17 protein-coding genes are annotated in these 15,817 nt (G+C 65.1%); 15 read left to right on the top strand and 2 right to left on the bottom strand.

Annotation, left to right across the window (positions count from 1 at the left end):
• Positions 1–17: 17 nt before the first annotated feature.
• The 5 genes from bufB (at position 18) to KXR53_RS15195 (ending at position 4,186) form a co-directional block, all read left to right on the top strand.
• A complete protein-coding gene (gene bufB / locus KXR53_RS15215) occupies positions 18–908 on the top strand; it encodes an MNIO family bufferin maturase (protein ID WP_437376068.1) in 891 nt (296 codons plus the stop codon).
• Positions 898–1,662, top strand: coding sequence for an HvfC/BufC family peptide modification chaperone (locus tag KXR53_RS15210; RefSeq protein WP_437376066.1), 765 nt, complete (start codon positions 898–900; stop codon positions 1,660–1,662). Before bufB ends, KXR53_RS15210 begins: the two co-directional genes overlap by 11 nt.
• Positions 1,659–2,150, top strand: a complete 492-nt coding sequence (locus KXR53_RS15205; protein WP_437376065.1) for a DoxX family protein — start codon at positions 1,659–1,661, stop codon at positions 2,148–2,150. The genes KXR53_RS15210 and KXR53_RS15205 overlap by 4 nt, the downstream gene beginning before the upstream one ends.
• Positions 2,151–2,205: 55 nt before the next feature.
• On the top strand, positions 2,206–3,087 hold the full coding sequence (locus KXR53_RS15200) for a LysR family transcriptional regulator (protein ID WP_437376063.1): 882 nt from the start codon (positions 2,206–2,208) through the stop codon (positions 3,085–3,087).
• A gap of 172 nt (positions 3,088–3,259) precedes the next feature.
• Positions 3,260–4,186, top strand: coding sequence for a LysR family transcriptional regulator (locus KXR53_RS15195; RefSeq protein ID WP_437376062.1), 927 nt, complete (start codon positions 3,260–3,262; stop codon positions 4,184–4,186).
• Between the two features lie 51 nt (positions 4,187–4,237).
• Here KXR53_RS15195 and KXR53_RS15190 read toward each other — a convergent pair whose 3' ends face one another.
• Together KXR53_RS15190 and KXR53_RS15185 are read right to left on the bottom strand one after the other, a co-directional pair.
• The gene (locus KXR53_RS15190; protein ID WP_437376060.1) at positions 4,238–5,353 is read right to left on the bottom strand and encodes an SbmA/BacA-like family transporter; all 1,116 of its coding nucleotides are present in this window, start codon (positions 5,351–5,353) and stop codon (positions 4,238–4,240) included.
• Positions 5,354–6,205: 852 nt separating this feature from the next.
• The gene (locus tag KXR53_RS15185) at positions 6,206–6,448 is read right to left on the bottom strand and encodes a hypothetical protein (RefSeq protein WP_437376058.1); all 243 of its coding nucleotides are present in this window, start codon (positions 6,446–6,448) and stop codon (positions 6,206–6,208) included.
• Between the two features lie 299 nt (positions 6,449–6,747).
• On the opposite strand from KXR53_RS15185, the gene KXR53_RS15180 reads away from it, so the two are divergent.
• The 10 genes from KXR53_RS15180 (at position 6,748) to KXR53_RS15135 (ending at position 15,520) form a co-directional block, all read left to right on the top strand.
• Positions 6,748–8,559, top strand: coding sequence for a tetratricopeptide repeat protein (locus KXR53_RS15180; RefSeq protein ID WP_437376057.1), 1,812 nt, complete (start codon positions 6,748–6,750; stop codon positions 8,557–8,559).
• A gap of 183 nt (positions 8,560–8,742) precedes the next feature.
• Positions 8,743–9,558, top strand: coding sequence for a DUF2092 domain-containing protein (locus tag KXR53_RS15175; RefSeq protein ID WP_437376056.1), 816 nt, complete (start codon positions 8,743–8,745; stop codon positions 9,556–9,558).
• Complete coding sequence (locus tag KXR53_RS15170; RefSeq protein ID WP_437376055.1) at positions 9,555–9,863, top strand: hypothetical protein; 309 nt, start codon at positions 9,555–9,557, stop codon at positions 9,861–9,863. Before KXR53_RS15175 ends, KXR53_RS15170 begins: the two co-directional genes overlap by 4 nt.
• A 287-nt stretch (positions 9,864–10,150) precedes the next feature.
• A complete protein-coding gene (locus tag KXR53_RS15165; RefSeq protein ID WP_437376054.1) occupies positions 10,151–10,498 on the top strand; it encodes a hypothetical protein in 348 nt (115 codons plus the stop codon).
• A 44-nt stretch (positions 10,499–10,542) separates the two neighbouring features.
• Positions 10,543–11,355, top strand: a complete 813-nt coding sequence (locus KXR53_RS15160) for a hypothetical protein (protein WP_437376052.1) — start codon at positions 10,543–10,545, stop codon at positions 11,353–11,355.
• Positions 11,356–11,441: 86 nt separating this feature from the next.
• Entirely contained in the window at positions 11,442–12,101 is a 660-nt protein-coding gene (locus KXR53_RS15155) for a hypothetical protein (RefSeq protein WP_437376051.1), read from the top strand.
• A 78-nt stretch (positions 12,102–12,179) separates the two neighbouring features.
• Entirely contained in the window at positions 12,180–13,640 is a 1,461-nt protein-coding gene (locus KXR53_RS15150) for a DUF1254 domain-containing protein (RefSeq protein ID WP_437376049.1), read from the top strand.
• Between the two features lie 12 nt (positions 13,641–13,652).
• Positions 13,653–13,841 (top strand): hypothetical protein, encoded by a 189-nt coding sequence (locus KXR53_RS15145; protein WP_437376048.1) that lies wholly within the window; start codon positions 13,653–13,655, stop codon positions 13,839–13,841.
• Positions 13,842–13,910: 69 nt separating this feature from the next.
• Positions 13,911–14,222 (top strand): hypothetical protein, encoded by a 312-nt coding sequence (locus tag KXR53_RS15140; protein WP_437376046.1) that lies wholly within the window; start codon positions 13,911–13,913, stop codon positions 14,220–14,222.
• On the top strand, positions 14,222–15,520 hold the full coding sequence (locus KXR53_RS15135) for a DUF1254 domain-containing protein (protein ID WP_437376044.1): 1,299 nt from the start codon (positions 14,222–14,224) through the stop codon (positions 15,518–15,520). Before KXR53_RS15140 ends, KXR53_RS15135 begins: the two co-directional genes overlap by 1 nt.
• Positions 15,521–15,817 lie beyond the last annotated feature (297 nt).

Raw genomic sequence — 15,817 nt, 5'->3', positions numbered from 1 at the left:
GCCAGAGGTCGAACCGCATGCGCCCCCCCTCCCCCGGTGCGAATGCGGCGGCGGCGCCGATACCCGCCCGCGCGGGTATCGGCCTTCGCCACCGCCACGTGGTGGATTTTCTGCGCCAGCCGCCTGCCGCGGGCTGGATCGAGGTCCACAGCGAGAACTATCTCTCGCCCGGCGGTCCGCGGCTCGCCGCGCTGGAGCGGATCCGCCGGGACTTCCCGTTGAGCTGCCACGGCGTCGGCCTGTCGCTCGGCTCCGCCGAAGGCCTGGACCGCCGGCATCTCCGGGCCCTGCGCGGATTCTACGACCGCTTCGCCCCGGCCTTCGTCTCCGAGCATGTCGCCTGGAGCGTCACCGGCGGCGTGTTCCTGAACGACCTGCTGCCGCTGCCTTTCACCGACGAGGCGCTGGCCGTGATCTGCCGCAACATCGATCAGGCGCAGGAGGTCTTCAGGCGCCGCATCCTGGTCGAGAACCCGTCCAGCTACGTCGCCTTCACGGAGTCGACGATGGCGGAGTGGGAGTTCCTGCGGGCGATCGTGCAGCGCACCGGCTGCGGGCTGCTGCTCGATGTCAACAACATCCACGTCTCGGCCTTCAACACCGGCTTCGACGCCGGCCGCTATCTCGATAGCGTGCCCTGGGAGGCAGTCGAGGAGATCCATGTGGCCGGCCACACGGTCGCGCGTTTCGATACGGAGCGGCTGCTGATCGATGACCACGGGTCGCCGGTCGATGCGCTGGTGTGGCAGCTGCTTCAGGTGGCCCTGAAGCGCACCGGGCCGCTGCCGGTCCTGGTCGAATGGGATACGGCGGTGCCCGAACTGCCGGTGCTGCTGGCGGAGGCCGAGAAGGCCGACCGGCTGCTCGATGCGGTTCGCGAGAACCGGGCGGTGCGCGATGCTGCATGACCTCCAGACCGCCTTCCGCGGCGCGATGCTGCAGGGGATTCCCGACGCCGCCTGTGCCACGATCATCAGCGACCGCGTGCCGGCCGCCCGCCGGCTCGCGATTCATCGCCACAACCTGCTCGCCTCACTGACCGAGGCCCTGCGCGCCGCCTTCCCGGTCACCGCCCGCCGGCTGGGGGAGCAGCGGTTTGCCGTCCTGGCCCGGGCCTATATCGAGGGGTCGCCGCCGCGGCGGCCGCAGCTCCTGGCCTATGGCGAGAGCTTTCCGGTCTTCCTCTCGGCCGCGGCCGGGGCGGACATCGATCCCGCGCTTCCCGATCTCGCCCGGCTGGAATGGGCCCGCGTCGAGACGTGCTTTGCCGCTGAGGCGACGCCGCTTCGGCCGGACCGACTGGCCGCCGTCGCGCCCGAGCGCAGCCGGGACATCGTCTTCCGGCTCCATCCCTCCGTCCGCCTTATCGCCTCGGCCCGCCCGCTTCTGGCGCTCTGGAGCGAGAAACCGATGACGGGCCAGTCGCCTGCCGGCGCCCTCCTGGTTCTGCGCAGCGGCGGCGCCGTGGAGATGGCGGCGCTCACCGCCGGCGACCTTGCATTCCTGAGAACGGCTCGTACGGGCATGCCGCTGGACGTGGCCGCGGCCGCCGGCGAAGCCGTCGATCCCGAGTTCGATTTGCAGGCAGCGCTCGCGGCCCATCTGTCGCGCGGCACCTTCTGCGGCTTCTCGCTTCACCCCACTCGAGGGAGAGACTCATGATCGTGACCATTCCGGCCCCCGGCATCGCCCTAGCCGCCCGCGCGGCGACGACCGTCAGACGCGCGATCGATCTGATCGAGACCTGGGCCGCGCCCGTGCTGCAGTTCGCCATCCGTCTCTGGATCGCGCGGGTCTTCTTCAATTCGGGGCTCACCAAGATCCAGGACTGGGACGCCACCCTCTTCCTGTTTCAGGAGGAGTATCGGGTTCCGCTGCTGCCCACCTCGGTGGCGGCGGTCATGGGGACGACCTGCGAGCTCGCCATGCCCGTGCTGCTCGTCATCGGCCTGATGACGCGGCTCGCGGCGCTGCCGCTGATCGGCATCAGCCTCGTCATCCAGTTCGTGCTCGGGGCCAGCAACCCGGCCTACGACAATGCCGAGCACATCTATTGGATCTTCCTGCTGCTCGTGATCGCGATCCGTGGCCCCGGGCGGATCTCGCTCGATCATCTCCTGTTCCGTTGGATCGAATCCCGTCGGTCCTGACCAGGGAATCCCAGAGCACGCCGTCGCCCCATGCGTCTTCGAGAGCCGATCCACCATGGAGATGCATCAGATCCGCTACTTCCTGGCGATGTGCGAGACGCTGAACTTCACGCGCGCGGCGGAGAGGTGCAACGTCGCCCAGCCGTCGCTGACGAGGGCGATCCAGAAGCTGGAGGAGGAGCTCGGAGGCCCCCTCTTCCACCGCGAGCGGCGGCGGACGCATATGACCGATCTCGGCCGACTGATGCGGCCGCATTTCGAGACGGTCATGGGCCAGGCCGCCGCAGCCAAGGCCCACGCCCAGGGCTATGTCCAACTCGACCGCGCCGTCCTCAACCTCGGGGTGATGTGCACGATCGGGCCGACCCGGCTGATCGGCCTGCTCCAGCGCCTGCAGCGGGAACAGCCGGCAATCGACCTACGCCTGACCGATTCCACGCCGCGCGAGCTGTCGGAGATGCTGCTGGGCGGCGAGCTCGATCTGGCGATCCTCTCCGAGCAGGCGGCGCTTCCGGACCGGCTGAGGACCCTGCCGCTTTATCAGGAGCGGTTTCTCGTCGCGTTCCCGCCGGGGCATCGCTTCGAGACGCTCAACATGGTTGCCTTCGCCGACGTTCACCAGGAGCCCTATCTGACCCGGCTCAACTGCGAGTTCATCGATTTCTTCGACGCGACCCTGACCGATCTCGGCATCGAGCTGCAGGAGCGATACGAGAGCACGCGGGAGGACTGGATCCAGAGCATGATCATGGCCGGCTTCGGGATCTCCTTCGTTCCCGAATACATGCCGATGCTGCCGAACCTGCCCTCCCGGACCCTGGTCAACCCGGAGGTGACCCGGCGGATCGCCATCGCCACAGTTTCCGGGCGGCCTCACTCGCCAGCGGTGTCGACGTTCGTGCGCATGGCGCGGAGCTTCGATTGGAATGCGTTCTGAGCCCCTCCCGGCGCGAAATACCTCTTTTGCGGCTAGGCAGGCCGGCTGGGCGACGCGGTACACTCAACTCTGCCACCAACTCATGTCATAGGCCGGACCGGACGACCGGGGCGTTTCCAGATCCGCCCCTCCACCGAAAAGAATCACGGATCGGCCCGCAGGGGGATTTGCCATGGAGATGCATCAGATCCGCTACTTCCTGGCCGTATGCGAGCAGCTCAACTTCACGCGGGCGGCCGAAACCTGCCACGTCGCGCAGCCGTCGTTGACGCGCGCGATCAAGCTCCTGGAGGAGGAACTCGGCGGGCTGCTGTTCCACCGGGAACGCGCGAACACCCATTTGTCCGAGCTCGGCCGCATGATGCAGCCCTACCTGCAGCAGGTCTATGACCAGACCCAGGCCGCGAAGAAGACCGCACTCGAGCTGGTCACCGGCAAGAAGCTCCAGCTTCGCCTCGGCATCATGTGCACGATCGCACCGACGCTCGTGCTCGACCTGATCGAGGCGGTGCGAAAGCGACACCCCTCCGTCGAACTCCTGCTGGTCGACGCCAGCGCCCGGGTGCTCGAGGAAAAGCTGCTGGCGGGCGATTTGGAGGCGGCAATCTACTGCCTGCCAAGTGAAGAGCCGAACGACCGCCTTCACTATATCGAGCTGTTCCGGGAATTCTTCATGATCGCCCTTGCCGCCAACCACCGCCTTGCCGACCGCAATGCCATTCGTGTCCAGGATCTCGACGGCGAGAACTACGTCAATCGTCGGAACTGCGAGATCTACGAATACGCCAGCTCCGTTTTCCTGTCCCAGAACGTCCGCACCCCCATGATCTACAGCAGCGAACGGGATGATTGGGTGCTGGCAATGATCGCCGCCGGGCTGGGCTTCGGGTTCATCCCGGAATACTCGATCAACTATCCGGGCGTCGTGGGCCGCAGATGCATCGAGCCGGAGTTCTGGCGCGATGTCTCCCTCGTGACGGTTCGCGGACGCCCGCATTCCCCCGCCATCGGCGTGCTGGTGCGAGAGGCCATGCGCGTTCGCTGGCTGGGCAAGGAGCCGTTGGTGCTGCAGGGCTTGGCCTCGGTGGAGCAGTCCTGAGCGGCAGCCATCGGCGAACTGGTTCGGGCGTCCGAAATACTTCGAGATCGGTTACGCCGCCTGCCGGGCAGCAGCAGATCGAGTTCCTGAAACGCGGTTCTTCTCGAGGGCCGGCGTTCGATGCTGATCGGAGTCTCGTCCTGCCGTTTCGGAGAGAGCGAGGAGGCTCTCCCGGAAGCTCGACACGCGCTGCAGCCTGGCGCGCCAGTCGGCGATCTTGTCGACGTTGTCGACGAACCAGCGGAGTGCGTTCTGCACCTGGTTGAAGGCTCCGATCACCATCATCAAACCGCCCAGCGAGAGGTTGCCGGCAGCATAGGCCGGCAGCGCCGCGATCACCGGCACGATGAGGCCGAGCCAGCCATAGCCCGATGTGATCCAGGTCAGCCGCGCGACGCCATTTGCGAGTTGGCGGCTCAGCTCCGTCACCGAACCGAAGGCACCACCCGCGGTACCGCGCTCGCCAGCCTCGATGCCATGAATGGCGATCGCCTCGGCAGATCCATGGATACGGGCCAGTGTGGAACGGAGTTCCGCTTCCCGGTTCTGGCGCTCGGCATTCAGCCGGATGAGCGGCCGCCCGACGAGCCAGGCCATCCAAGATCCGGCGACCGCGTAGATCAGCGCGCACCAGACCATATAGCCCGGAATGCTGAACGGCCTGCCGACATCGAGTTCGAAGACGACCTGATCCGACAACGCCCAGAGGAGCCCTGTGAAGTTCACCAGCAGCAATGCCGATTGCAGCAGACCGCAGCCGAGTGTCGCTGACAGTTCTGTGAGTTGCCTCGCATCGGCCTGCACATACTGGTCGGGATGGAGACCGAGTTCGCTGGCCTGGGCGAGGAGATAAGGTCGTTTCGGGACGAGCCAGCTGTCCAGGAGATCATGTGTCAGCCACTCACGCAGCCGGACCTTGATCATCTCCTGCAGCCAGGTCTGCGCGACGATCAGCAGGAGCAGTGCACCGGCGATCACGAAAAACATCGAGATCGAGCGCTGCAGGGCGGAGAAGTCCCGCCGGGCGATTGCGTCGTAGAACGACCCGTTCCAGGCGTTGAGCGCGATCTGACCATACGCTACCGCGGAGATGACGCCCACGAGGGCGCATACGAGGGCTCCGACCAGGAGCCGATAATGGCGCGCTCCGCTGAGCGCCTGCAGCAAGCAGCACAATTGTCGTACTGCACTGGGAGCTCCCCTGCGGGACTCCGGTTTCTCTCCCCATGCGGCCTCTTGTCGTACGACTGGCATGTCCGCCCGCCTGCGGGAGTCAGTTCTCCCACACATACTGAAGGTGATCTGTTCCATGCAGGGTCGCGGCAGGACTCGTCTCCAAGTCCTCGACACTCGCAACGCTGCGGCTCTCATTCGGACAATGAAGTTTTTGGATGAATTTTGGAACTATTGTCCGCCTATGGGTTTCATGCTCCGCATCTATTAGAGATTCCACTCGATGCGTTGGCCCAAACAATCTTGCCGGCCTATTTGTGCGCTCGGGAGCGATGCGCGGCACCAAGGCACCCTAGATCCATCGCAAGGCTGGGAATCTAAGAGCGGTCCAGCTTCTGCTCGGGCACAGGAAGCTGGAAAGCACCGTCCGATATTTCGGCATCGAGGTTGACGACGCCCTCAGCAATTCCGAACAGCTCGAACTCTAGGGGTATCTTTGGGCACCCGGTGCCCCGATGGTCGCGCCGGCCAGGGGCGGAACTTTTCCGCCCCGGCGGGCGTGCGCCATAACGAGACATCACGTCGGCGCCCCGATACCGGACATTGTCGGATCCGCCGCAGCCGCCCCTCATGGCCGGCGTGGCCAGGCCGAGGCGCGCCAGAAGCGGTCCTTCGACCAATACTCCAGAGCGGACATTCACGCGACCGGCAGCTGTCGACCCGTCGGAGGTGTGAGACGGTGTAGCCGAACGGGCATCTGCACCATGTCGTCCACCTTCAACTGGCTCAGCAGTTTGCCGGACCTATGAACATGACCTTGTGCTCGGCAGAGTTGATATCGACGATCTAGTGATCTGCGTCGCCGCCCCTTTTTTTTAGGGCCATCGCGATATCCGCTTCGAGCTCCTCCACGAGCGTCCGGTATTCATGGACCATCTTGTCGTCCACCGGGCGCCTGGCGGTGAGACGATCCAGGGCCTCCACAGCCAATTGGTGATCTTCGCAGAGCGAACGGAATGTCTCACTCTGCTCGGCGAGGGGGCCGATCAGATGCGCCAGGTCCGGGAATCGCTCGATGGCCTTTTTCATCGGACTGGCAGCCTCATACGCAGCCGCTGCCGGCGGTCGTTTTAAGGCAGTTTCAGCACCTGCTCTCCGATCATGATCAAGCCGGATGCGGGCAAGTGGGAGTATTGCATTGCACCGCGGGGAGGCGGCCGCATGATGGAGGCGTCAACCCATCGACGCTCCAGTGTGGTTGTTGAAGGCCAGCGAAGGGGGCGGAGCGTGGTAGCGGGACCTCGGGGAGAATTTCGATTCCCGCATAGCCGGCGCGCGGCCGATCCTTGGCCTGCCGCTGCGATCGCCGGCTCTCGGAGGGTGGCGTGATGGCGGACGCGACGTCACCTGCCCTGCCGGCCGAGGCGATCCACGAGGCGCTCGAACGCATTCTCGCCAGCGCGGATTTCAACGTGTCCGAGCGGAATCGCCGATTTCTCCGGCACGTCGTCGAAGAGACGCTCGCGGGGCGGGCCGACCGCATCAAGGGCTACAGCATCGCCGTGGCGGTGTTCGATCGCGATGAGAGCTTCGACCCGCAGGTCGATCCGATCGTCCGGATCGAGGCCAGCCGGCTGCGGCGTTCGCTGGACCACTACTATCTCACCGGCGGCCAGGACGACGCGATCCGTATCACCATCCCGAAAGGCACCTATGTCCCGACCTTCACCGCCAGGGAAGCGGTGGGGCCGACGATCGACCGACCTCCAGTCCCACCACCCCTATCGCCGTCGGACTCGACGGACCTGGCAAGCCCCGCATCGATTGCACCGCCCAAGGTCCACCTTCTTGCGGATAGGCTCAGCCGGCTAGGCCGGTTTCCGCTGAGCGGTATTCTGATCGCGGTCGCAGTCATCGTGCTCGGCGCCGTCTGGCGCCTGGATGCGTTCACACGGCCCAATGCGCAAACCGAGGCGACCATGCGACGCGGCCCGGCGGTGGTGGTGGCGCAGCTTGAGGAGCGCGATCCCGACGCCGCCCGCCTCCATCTCGGGGCCGGCCTGACCCACGAAATCATCGCCGCACTGAGCCGCTATAAGTACCTCTTCGTGTTCGGCGCCGACACCAGCCTCGGGCTCGGCCCGGGGAACAGCACCGACGCCCTCGCACGGCAGCTATCGGCCGATTATGCGCTGTCCGGAAGCGTCAGCGCGACGCCGGACCGAATCCGGCTGCTGGTCTCGCTGATCGACGGCAAGACGGGCCGTCATCTCTGGTCGCAATCCTATGAGAGCCCGGTCGTTCCCGCCCGGATCGTCGACATCCAAGCGGAGATCGCGCGCCGTGTCGTCGACAGCGTGGCACAGCCTTACGGCGCCATCTACGGGGACAAGATCACCGGATTGATCGCCAAGGCGCCGGAGCAGTTCAGTTCCTATGAATGCGTCCTGCTCTTCTATGCCTATTGGCGCCGGACGGAGAGCACCCTCTACCCTTCCGTGCGCAATTGCCTGGAGCGGACGATCGTCGACGACCCGGACTACGCCGACGCCTGGGCCGCGCTGGCCCTGGTCTATGCCGATGTGGTGCGTTTCGGCATACACGCTGATGCCGTGGCCTTCGAGCCGCTTGAGCGCGCGTTGGTGCTGGCGCAGCGTGCCGTCGTCTTGGCCCCCGACGCGCCGCTTGGTTACCAGGCGCAGCACCTCGTGTTCTGGCTGAGGCACGATGTCGAGCAGAGCTTTGCGGCCGCTCGCGCCGGCCTGGCGCGCAACCCGAACAATGCGGAGCTCCTGGCCGATCTCGGAGGCCGTTTGTGCCTGAGAGGACAATTCGCCGAGGGCTTGCCGCTGCTGACCGAAGCCTTCGCCCGCAACCCGGGCCAGCCGACCATCTATCGCCTCGGTTTCTTCCTGGCGCACTACATGGCCGGACAATACGAGGACGCGCTCACCGAGGCCTTGAAGATCGACCAGCGGGACAATCGGTTCACGCATGTGGCCCATGCGATCGCCTATGCCCAACTCGGGCGGAAAGAGCAGGCGGCTGCGGAGGTCGACCTGCTGCTGAAGCTCAACCCCAACTACGGCGACGAGGTCGTGACCGACCTGCAGGCCCGGAATGTGGCGCCGGAGATCATTCGCGCAGTCGTCGCCGGGCTGCGCAAGGCCGGGCTCACCATTCCACAGGCGGGAATTTAGCCGCTTCGCTGGCGCTGGATCGGCCACGGCAACGGTAAATTACCCGCGGTTACCTGCCCAAGCACTGCCGCCGCCGGCACCCTCCCCGCTGACATCGACGTGTGCGGCTCGGCCCGGCGATCATAGATCCCGGTCGGGCCCGTTGCGCCGCTGTCGACCCGACGCGTCGCTCGGAGGCCGTCAATGGACCACGGGGTTTGTTCGATCTCTACCCGCCCCCCTCTCGGGCGGCTCGCTGCGATGGCTGTTGCGGTTCTGACGCTGAGCGCGTCGGTCGTGCTGCCCGTCCGGGCCCAGGACGATGATGCCCCCGCCATCCTCAAAGCGATGGCCGACTACGTGACGAGCCAGAAGACGCTTTCGATCGCATTCGATGCCGATATCGAGGTGATCACGCCCCAGCTCGAGAAAATTCAGTTCACCAGCTCGGGCGAGGTGCTGCTGAGCCGTCCGGACAAGCTGCGCATGCGGCGGACGGGTGGCTACGCCGATGTCGAGCAGTCCTTCGACGGCAAGACGCTCACCGTCTATGGCAGGAGCATCAACGCCTTCGCGCAGCTGGACACGCCCGGGACGGTCGATCAGCTCATCGACAGATTGCGGACCGAGTATTCGGTCTCGGCGCCGGGGGCCGATCTCCTGCTCTCGCGCGTCTATGACGAACTGATGGCGGACGTCATCGAGGCGAAGCACATCGGCCAAGGCGTCATCGACGGCATCGAATGCGAGCATCTGGCGTTCCGCAACCAGGACACCGACTGGCAGCTCTGGGTCGAGATCGGCGAGCAGCCGATCCCGCGCAAGCTCGTCATCACCAGCAAGGCGATCGCCGCGGCGCCGCAATACACGCTGCGCATCAAGACGTGGGAGACGGACGTGCCGGCGGGGGCGGAGCAATTCGCGCTCAAGCTGCCGCAGGACGCCAAGAAGATCGGCATGGATGCGCTGGAACATCTCGACGAGGTCCCGCCCGGCGTCGCGACAGGAGGCCAGCAATGACACCTCTCGCCAGGATTCTGGTTCATATGCCGCTTGTGGTGATTGCAGGCGCGGTCGGCCTCCTGTGGAGCGGCGAGATCTCGCTGAGCCATGGTCCCACGCTGATAACCCAGGCCCACGCCCGCATCGGACGCCCGCTGACGCCGCTGAGCTACGCCGGGGTCGCCCGGCGCACGACACGCCGGGCCGTCGCCGTGGGCGCGGCCGCGGGTGCTGCCGCTGCCGCGCCGGTGGTGGTCGCCCCCGCACCCGCTTGCGTACAGGTCGTGAACGCCTATGGGCAGATCACCTACAGATGCCCATGAGCGACAGCCGACCTCAAGGGTCGGCGACGCGGCGCCACGTCAGTCCAGGTCAGCCCAGCCGGCCCCCGTCAGGTCTACCGGTCCGGCCTGACCCACCTTTTTGACCCATTTTGCATGGAGCGATTGCCGTGATGAATTCGACATCCCAACAGGCCCCTGCCCGCCCTCGGCGGATGATGCAGCTCGGCGCGTGGCTGGCAGCCGCCGCGATGTTGCTTGCGGCGTGCTCGAACCAGGATTCAGGAGGCGCTCCCGCGTCGGTTCAGGGTCGGGCGCCGGATGCCACGGTGGAGATGCATGAGGTCCAGGCCGCCTATATCGGCAGCGGCACAGGCGGCAGCGGCACCGTCTTCTTCCGCGGACGGAGCTACCCGTTCAGGGTCGGCGGGGTCGGCATCGGCGGCATCGGCCTGTCGACGGTCGAAGCCCGCGGCGAGGTCTACAATCTGCAGAGCATCGAGCAGTTCCCAGGGACCTATGCCCAAGGCCGTTATGGTTTTGCCATCGGCACCGCGAGCGGCGGCGATCTCTGGCTGCAGAACGAGAGTGGCGTCGTCATGCATCTGGTGGCCAAGCGGGAGGGGCTGATGCTGAGCCTCGGCGCCGATGCGGTCCAGATCACCATGGGCCGATGACGCCGCGACGCTGACCTGGCGCAAAGCGAGAGAGGAAGCCCGAAATGGCGACGGTCCTTGCCGGCACCGCCCGGCGAGCATGCGCGATCGGCATGTTCACCGGGGTTCTATGGTGCGCAGCCTTCGGCGGTCCGGCCGCGGCCCAGGACATGACTGTGCCACCCGCGAGCGCACCAGCAGGGCCGTGGTTTGTCCGGATCACGCCCTATGCCTGGCTGCCCTCGGTCAGCGGCAGCACGCGGGCGACCCGCAACGTCCCATCGCTGTCGATCGACAAGGACTTCTCCGACATCCTGAGCGATCTCGACTTCGCCGCCATGATCGTCGGCACGGTCCGCTACGACCGGATTGGCCTGCTCGTCGACCTCGACTACGTGTCCCTCAGCGGCGACGGCAACCTGTCCGGCCCCTTCAGGACCCGGTACCACACCAACTTGGAGGCCCTTGTGGCCACGGTCGGCGCCACCGCCCGGGTGGTGGACGAGCCGAAGCTCGGCGTCGATCTCCTGGTCGGCGCCCGGATCCTGAGCCTGTGGGTCGACGGCGACTTCAAGGGCCAGGGCCCCTTCGGCCGCTCGCGCGGCTTCAGCGACAGCGCCACGATCGTCGACGGCCTGGTCGGCGTCCGCGCCGGCGTCGAGCTCGGCGACGGCTTCTCGCTGATCGGCTACGCCGATATCGGCGCCGGCAACTCCGACCTCACCTGGCAGGTGCTCGGCGCGGTCGAATACTCCTTCAGCAACTCGGTCTCCGGCGCGATCGGCTACCGCTACCTCGGCTACGACCTCGGCGGCCATGCGCCGCTCGACGACCTGGCGCTCTACGGGCCGATCCTCGGCGTCACCATCCGGTTCTGACCACGGAGTCAACGGCACCTCCCGTCATCAGATGATGCCGGCCCCGTCAGGCCGGGGGGAAGGCCGGAAAAAGGGAGTGCAAAGCGATGAAACGCAACGGCAGGTGGACCAAGAGCTTTCCGACCGCTTGCGTGGTTGCAGGCGTGGTCGGGCTGCTCTGCGCGCCGCAGTTGACGCTGGCGCAGGATGCGATCACCGAGCCCACACAGAAGACGATCGGCGCACCAGCCAAGAAGGAGATGGTGCCTTCGCTGATCGTGATGAATGCACGCGGAGCCAGCCTCGCAGGGACAACGCTGACGCTGACCGGCGTGGCACCGAACTCGATCGTGTTCGCCGACCGCCCGGTGCGCGCGGCCGGGCACGCGCTCACCGCCCATCTCATGCGCGAGTGGGCGCCCGGGCGCGGGACTTTTGCCAAGGATCCGCCGAACGCCACCGTCTCGATGCTGGCCAGTGACGCTTCCAGAGTCAGCGACGTCGTCGTCGTCCTGAAGGACCCGAAGCTCGACGGCGACACATTGACATTCAACGTCGAGGTCCTGGAGGGCAGCCTGACGGGAGGAGATGGGCCGGCTTCGGTGTTCATCGACATCATCGGCATGCCGTTCACGCCCATGTCGTTCGCGGGCGTCGCGCGCCGCTCCGCGTACCGAGCCGCCTGGTATAGCGCGGCCGCGCCCTACTACCATCCCTACTACTACCGCCCTCCCTGCGGATACTACCCACACCCGCCTTGTTACTAGAATCGAAGCCAGCGGGACTTGGCCCTCTAGCGCCGCGGGGGCCGTAGAAAGCTAGTGAAAATCAAAGGAGAGAGAGACATGCAGCGAGTGAAATGGGCGCTGGCGGCGAGCATTCTCGTCAGTGCAATGAGCGTGCAATCGGTTCTCGCGCAGGACACTGCTCCAAAGCTCACCGAGGAACAGGCACACGCCATCGCCGTCGATGCCTACGTTTATCTTTACCCTCTCATAACGATGGAGGTTACGCGCAAGCAACTCACGAATACGGATAAGGGGCTTGGCGGTGGCCCGATGAACGAGTTTCACAGTGTGCCCGCCTATCCTCCGGCCAGCGACAGGTCCGTTGTCCGCACGAACTATGACACTCTGTACTCGATCGCCTATCTCGACCTGATGAAGGAGCCGGTTGTCGTATCGGTCCCCGATACCGATGGCCGCTACTATCTTCTGCCGATGCTCGACATGTGGACGGACGTCTTCGCTTCGCCGGGCTGGCGCACGACCGGAACGCAGGCGGGAACCTTCCTTGTCACGCCGCCCGGCTGGAGACCGGATCTCCGTGACCGCTTTATCGACGAATTCAAGTTGCCGAAATCCACCGAGCGTATCGACGCCCCGACCCCCTATGTCTGGATCATCGGGCGCACAAAGACCGATGGACCTCCGGATTACGAGGCGGTCAGGAAAATTCAGGCCGGATTCAAAGTCACTTTGCTCTCGGAGTGGGGTAAAGAGCCCAGCCCGCGCAAACTCACGATCGATCCCTCCGTCGACATGAAGACACCGCCGCGCGAGCAGGTCGACACGATGCCGGCCGCGCGCTATTTCGCCTACGGGGCCGAACTCATGGGGCAACATCCGCCTCACATCACGGACCAGCCGATACTCGCGCAAATGAAGAAGCTCGGAATCGAGCCAGGCAAGCCGTTCGACCTTGCGAAACTCGATCCGGTCATCGCAAAAGCGCTCGAGACGGCCCCGCCGGCTGGGCTGAAGCTCATGGAGTGGAAGTTGCCGACGGTCGCGCGCGTCGTCAATGGCTGGTCGATGAATACCGATACGATGGGCGTCTATGGCAATTACTATCTCAAGCGAGCGATCGTCGCCCGCATCGGCCTCGGAGCGAACTTGCCGCAAGACGCCGTCTATCCGCTGAATCTCGCCGACGAGACCGGCAGACCGCTCGATGGATCGAACAAGTATACGATCCATTTCGACAAGGCTTCCCTGCCGCCGGTGAATGCCTTCTGGTCGATCACCATGTATGATCCCCAAGGCTTTGCCTATCCCAACAGTCTCGACCGACAAGCGCTCAGTTCCTGGATGCCGTTCCAATACAACGCAGACGGCTCTTTGGACCTCTACTTCCAGAATGAGAGCCCCGGCAAGGACAAGGAGGCCAACTGGCTGCCATCACCGACGGGCGGGTTCAACGTGACCATGCGCCTGTATGGTCCCAAGAGCGAGGCACTTACTGGCAGGTGGAATCCGCCGCCGATCGTCAAAGTACAAGAGCCGATCGCCTTTACCGCACAGTGACAATAACGCGAAGTGCTGGCTCACCCGAGCCAGCACTCCTGCGACGGCTCTCTGGTGCTCGGTGCCGTCAAATACATGTTCAGCAACTCGATCTCGGGCGCGATCGGCTATCGCTATCTCGCCTACGACTTCGGTGGCCACGCACTGCTCGACGACCTTGCGCTCTATCGGCCGATCGCCGGCGTCACCATCCGGTTCTGACCAAAGGCGGGGACCTTACTGGCCGCGGAACCAAGCCAAGGAGCCAATCAAGATCGGGAGGCTGGAAAGATGAGACATTCCGTTGTTGCCGGACTCGCATTCCTCGTCGCGCAAACAACCATCGCCGCGGCTCAGGTTTCTGACGAGACCGTGCGGTCCCTCTCCGCGCCTGACCGGGTCGAAACGCGCATAGGCACGCTCGAGTTCAAGGATGGCGTGCCGAGCGTCGCGACCGCCCAGACGGTCTATGACACTCTGGCATTCGCGAACGGCCTGGCCGTCTACAACAACAGCTTCCGGGGCGCATCCGCCTACGCGATCCGCAAGGGTTCCACAGCATTGGCGCCGAGGACAACACCGTCCTCATCTTCCCCGAGCTGATGGATTCGAGCTCCCTGTTCCTGACAGGCAACGCAGACACGGTCTACTACATGGCCACCGTCGACCTTTCCAACGGTCCCATGGTGATCGAGCAGCCGCCGATGGGGCTCGGCACGATCAACGACATGTGGTTCTCGTGGGTCATCGATATCGGCTTCCCGGGCCCGGACCGGGGCATGGGCGGCAAGTACCTGCTGGTCCCGCCGGGCTATGACGGACCGCTGCCGGAGGGTGGCTATTTCATCGCGCGCTCGAGCACCAACCACGTGCTCTACGCCGCGCGTGCCTTCCTGACCGACAACGATCCGAAGCCGACGACCGAGCTGATCAAAAAGAACCTGAAGATCTATCCTTACACGCCGGGCGGCTACGGCACGAGCATCGCGACGGCACTGGGGGGCACGGTCAAGCTCGCCGCCAACCCGAAGATGCCCGAGACCAAGTTCATCGAGGCGAGCGGGATGTCCTTCAACACCATCCCGCCAAGCGACTTCTCGTTCTTCGAGATGATCAACGCCAATGTACAGGCGGAGCCGGCCGGCAGCTACGATGTGGAGCTCGCTGGCCAGCTGGCGGCGATCGGCATCGTCAAGGGCAAGGAGTTCAAGCCGGACGAGCGGATGAAGAAGATCTTCTCCGATGCGGCAGCGGTGGGGAACGCCGCCGGCCGCGCGCTGAACTTCCGGTACGCGATGGAGCATCCCGACTGGGCGTACTACCCCGACTCCGGCTGGGGCACCATGCTGTGGCAGGGCGGATACAACTTCGAGACGCCGCCACCGCTCTTCGAGGGCGGCATGTTCAAGCCCTATCCGACGACGGGCGCTCGGACGCTCGATTCGCGGACGGCGTTCTACTACGCCTACACGCTGGACTCGCCGGGCATGATCATGCGCATCCCGAATGTAGGCTCGCAGTACCTGATGAGCTTCCTCGACGCCGAGAAGAAGCCGTTCGACGGCGCCAAGACCTACAAGGTGACGCTGCCCAAGGATATTCCGGCGCGAGCGTTCTGGTCTTTCACGCTCTACGACAACCAGACGCGGTCGATGCTGAAGACGCCGCAGAAGTATCCGCGCGCCGGCAGCCAGAGCTATCCTTCGCCTGCGGCCGAAGCGGCAGCGGACGGAACGACCACGGTCTGGTTCAGCCCCGAGCAGCCTGACGGAGTTCCGCGCGGCAACTGGATCCAGACCGATCCCGAGAAGGGATGGTTCACCATCCTGCGCCTCTACAGCCCGCTCGAGCCCTTCTTCACCAAGGAGTGGCGGCCGAGCGAGATTGAACTGGTGAAATGACCATAAGGCCGGCTGACGTTCGGCCTGCCGGTGATGGTGGAAGGAAGCTGATATTGGGCACGGCCCACGATCGATTCTTCGGCCGCCCGTCAGTCGATCCAGAGCGATGATCCGGATGCCTATCGTCGGCTCCGCGAGGGGGCCGACCTGCCTCTGGCGGGCAGGTCCGGTTTCCGGGTCGCCTTGGTTGAAGCGGATGTCCGGTCCGGAGGAGCCCGGGAGACGTCACAACGTCAGGACAGAGCGGCCGGGCATCTGAGCAATGCCGATCGACGGTCAGAAAGCGGCTTGACCGTC

It is taken from the genome of Inquilinus limosus, assembly GCF_051487185.1.
Lineage (GTDB): Bacteria > Pseudomonadota > Alphaproteobacteria > DSM-16000 > Inquilinaceae > Inquilinus > Inquilinus limosus_F.
The sequence above is the reverse complement of the archived record's forward strand: the minus strand, read 5'-3'. Positions and strand labels throughout refer to the sequence as shown.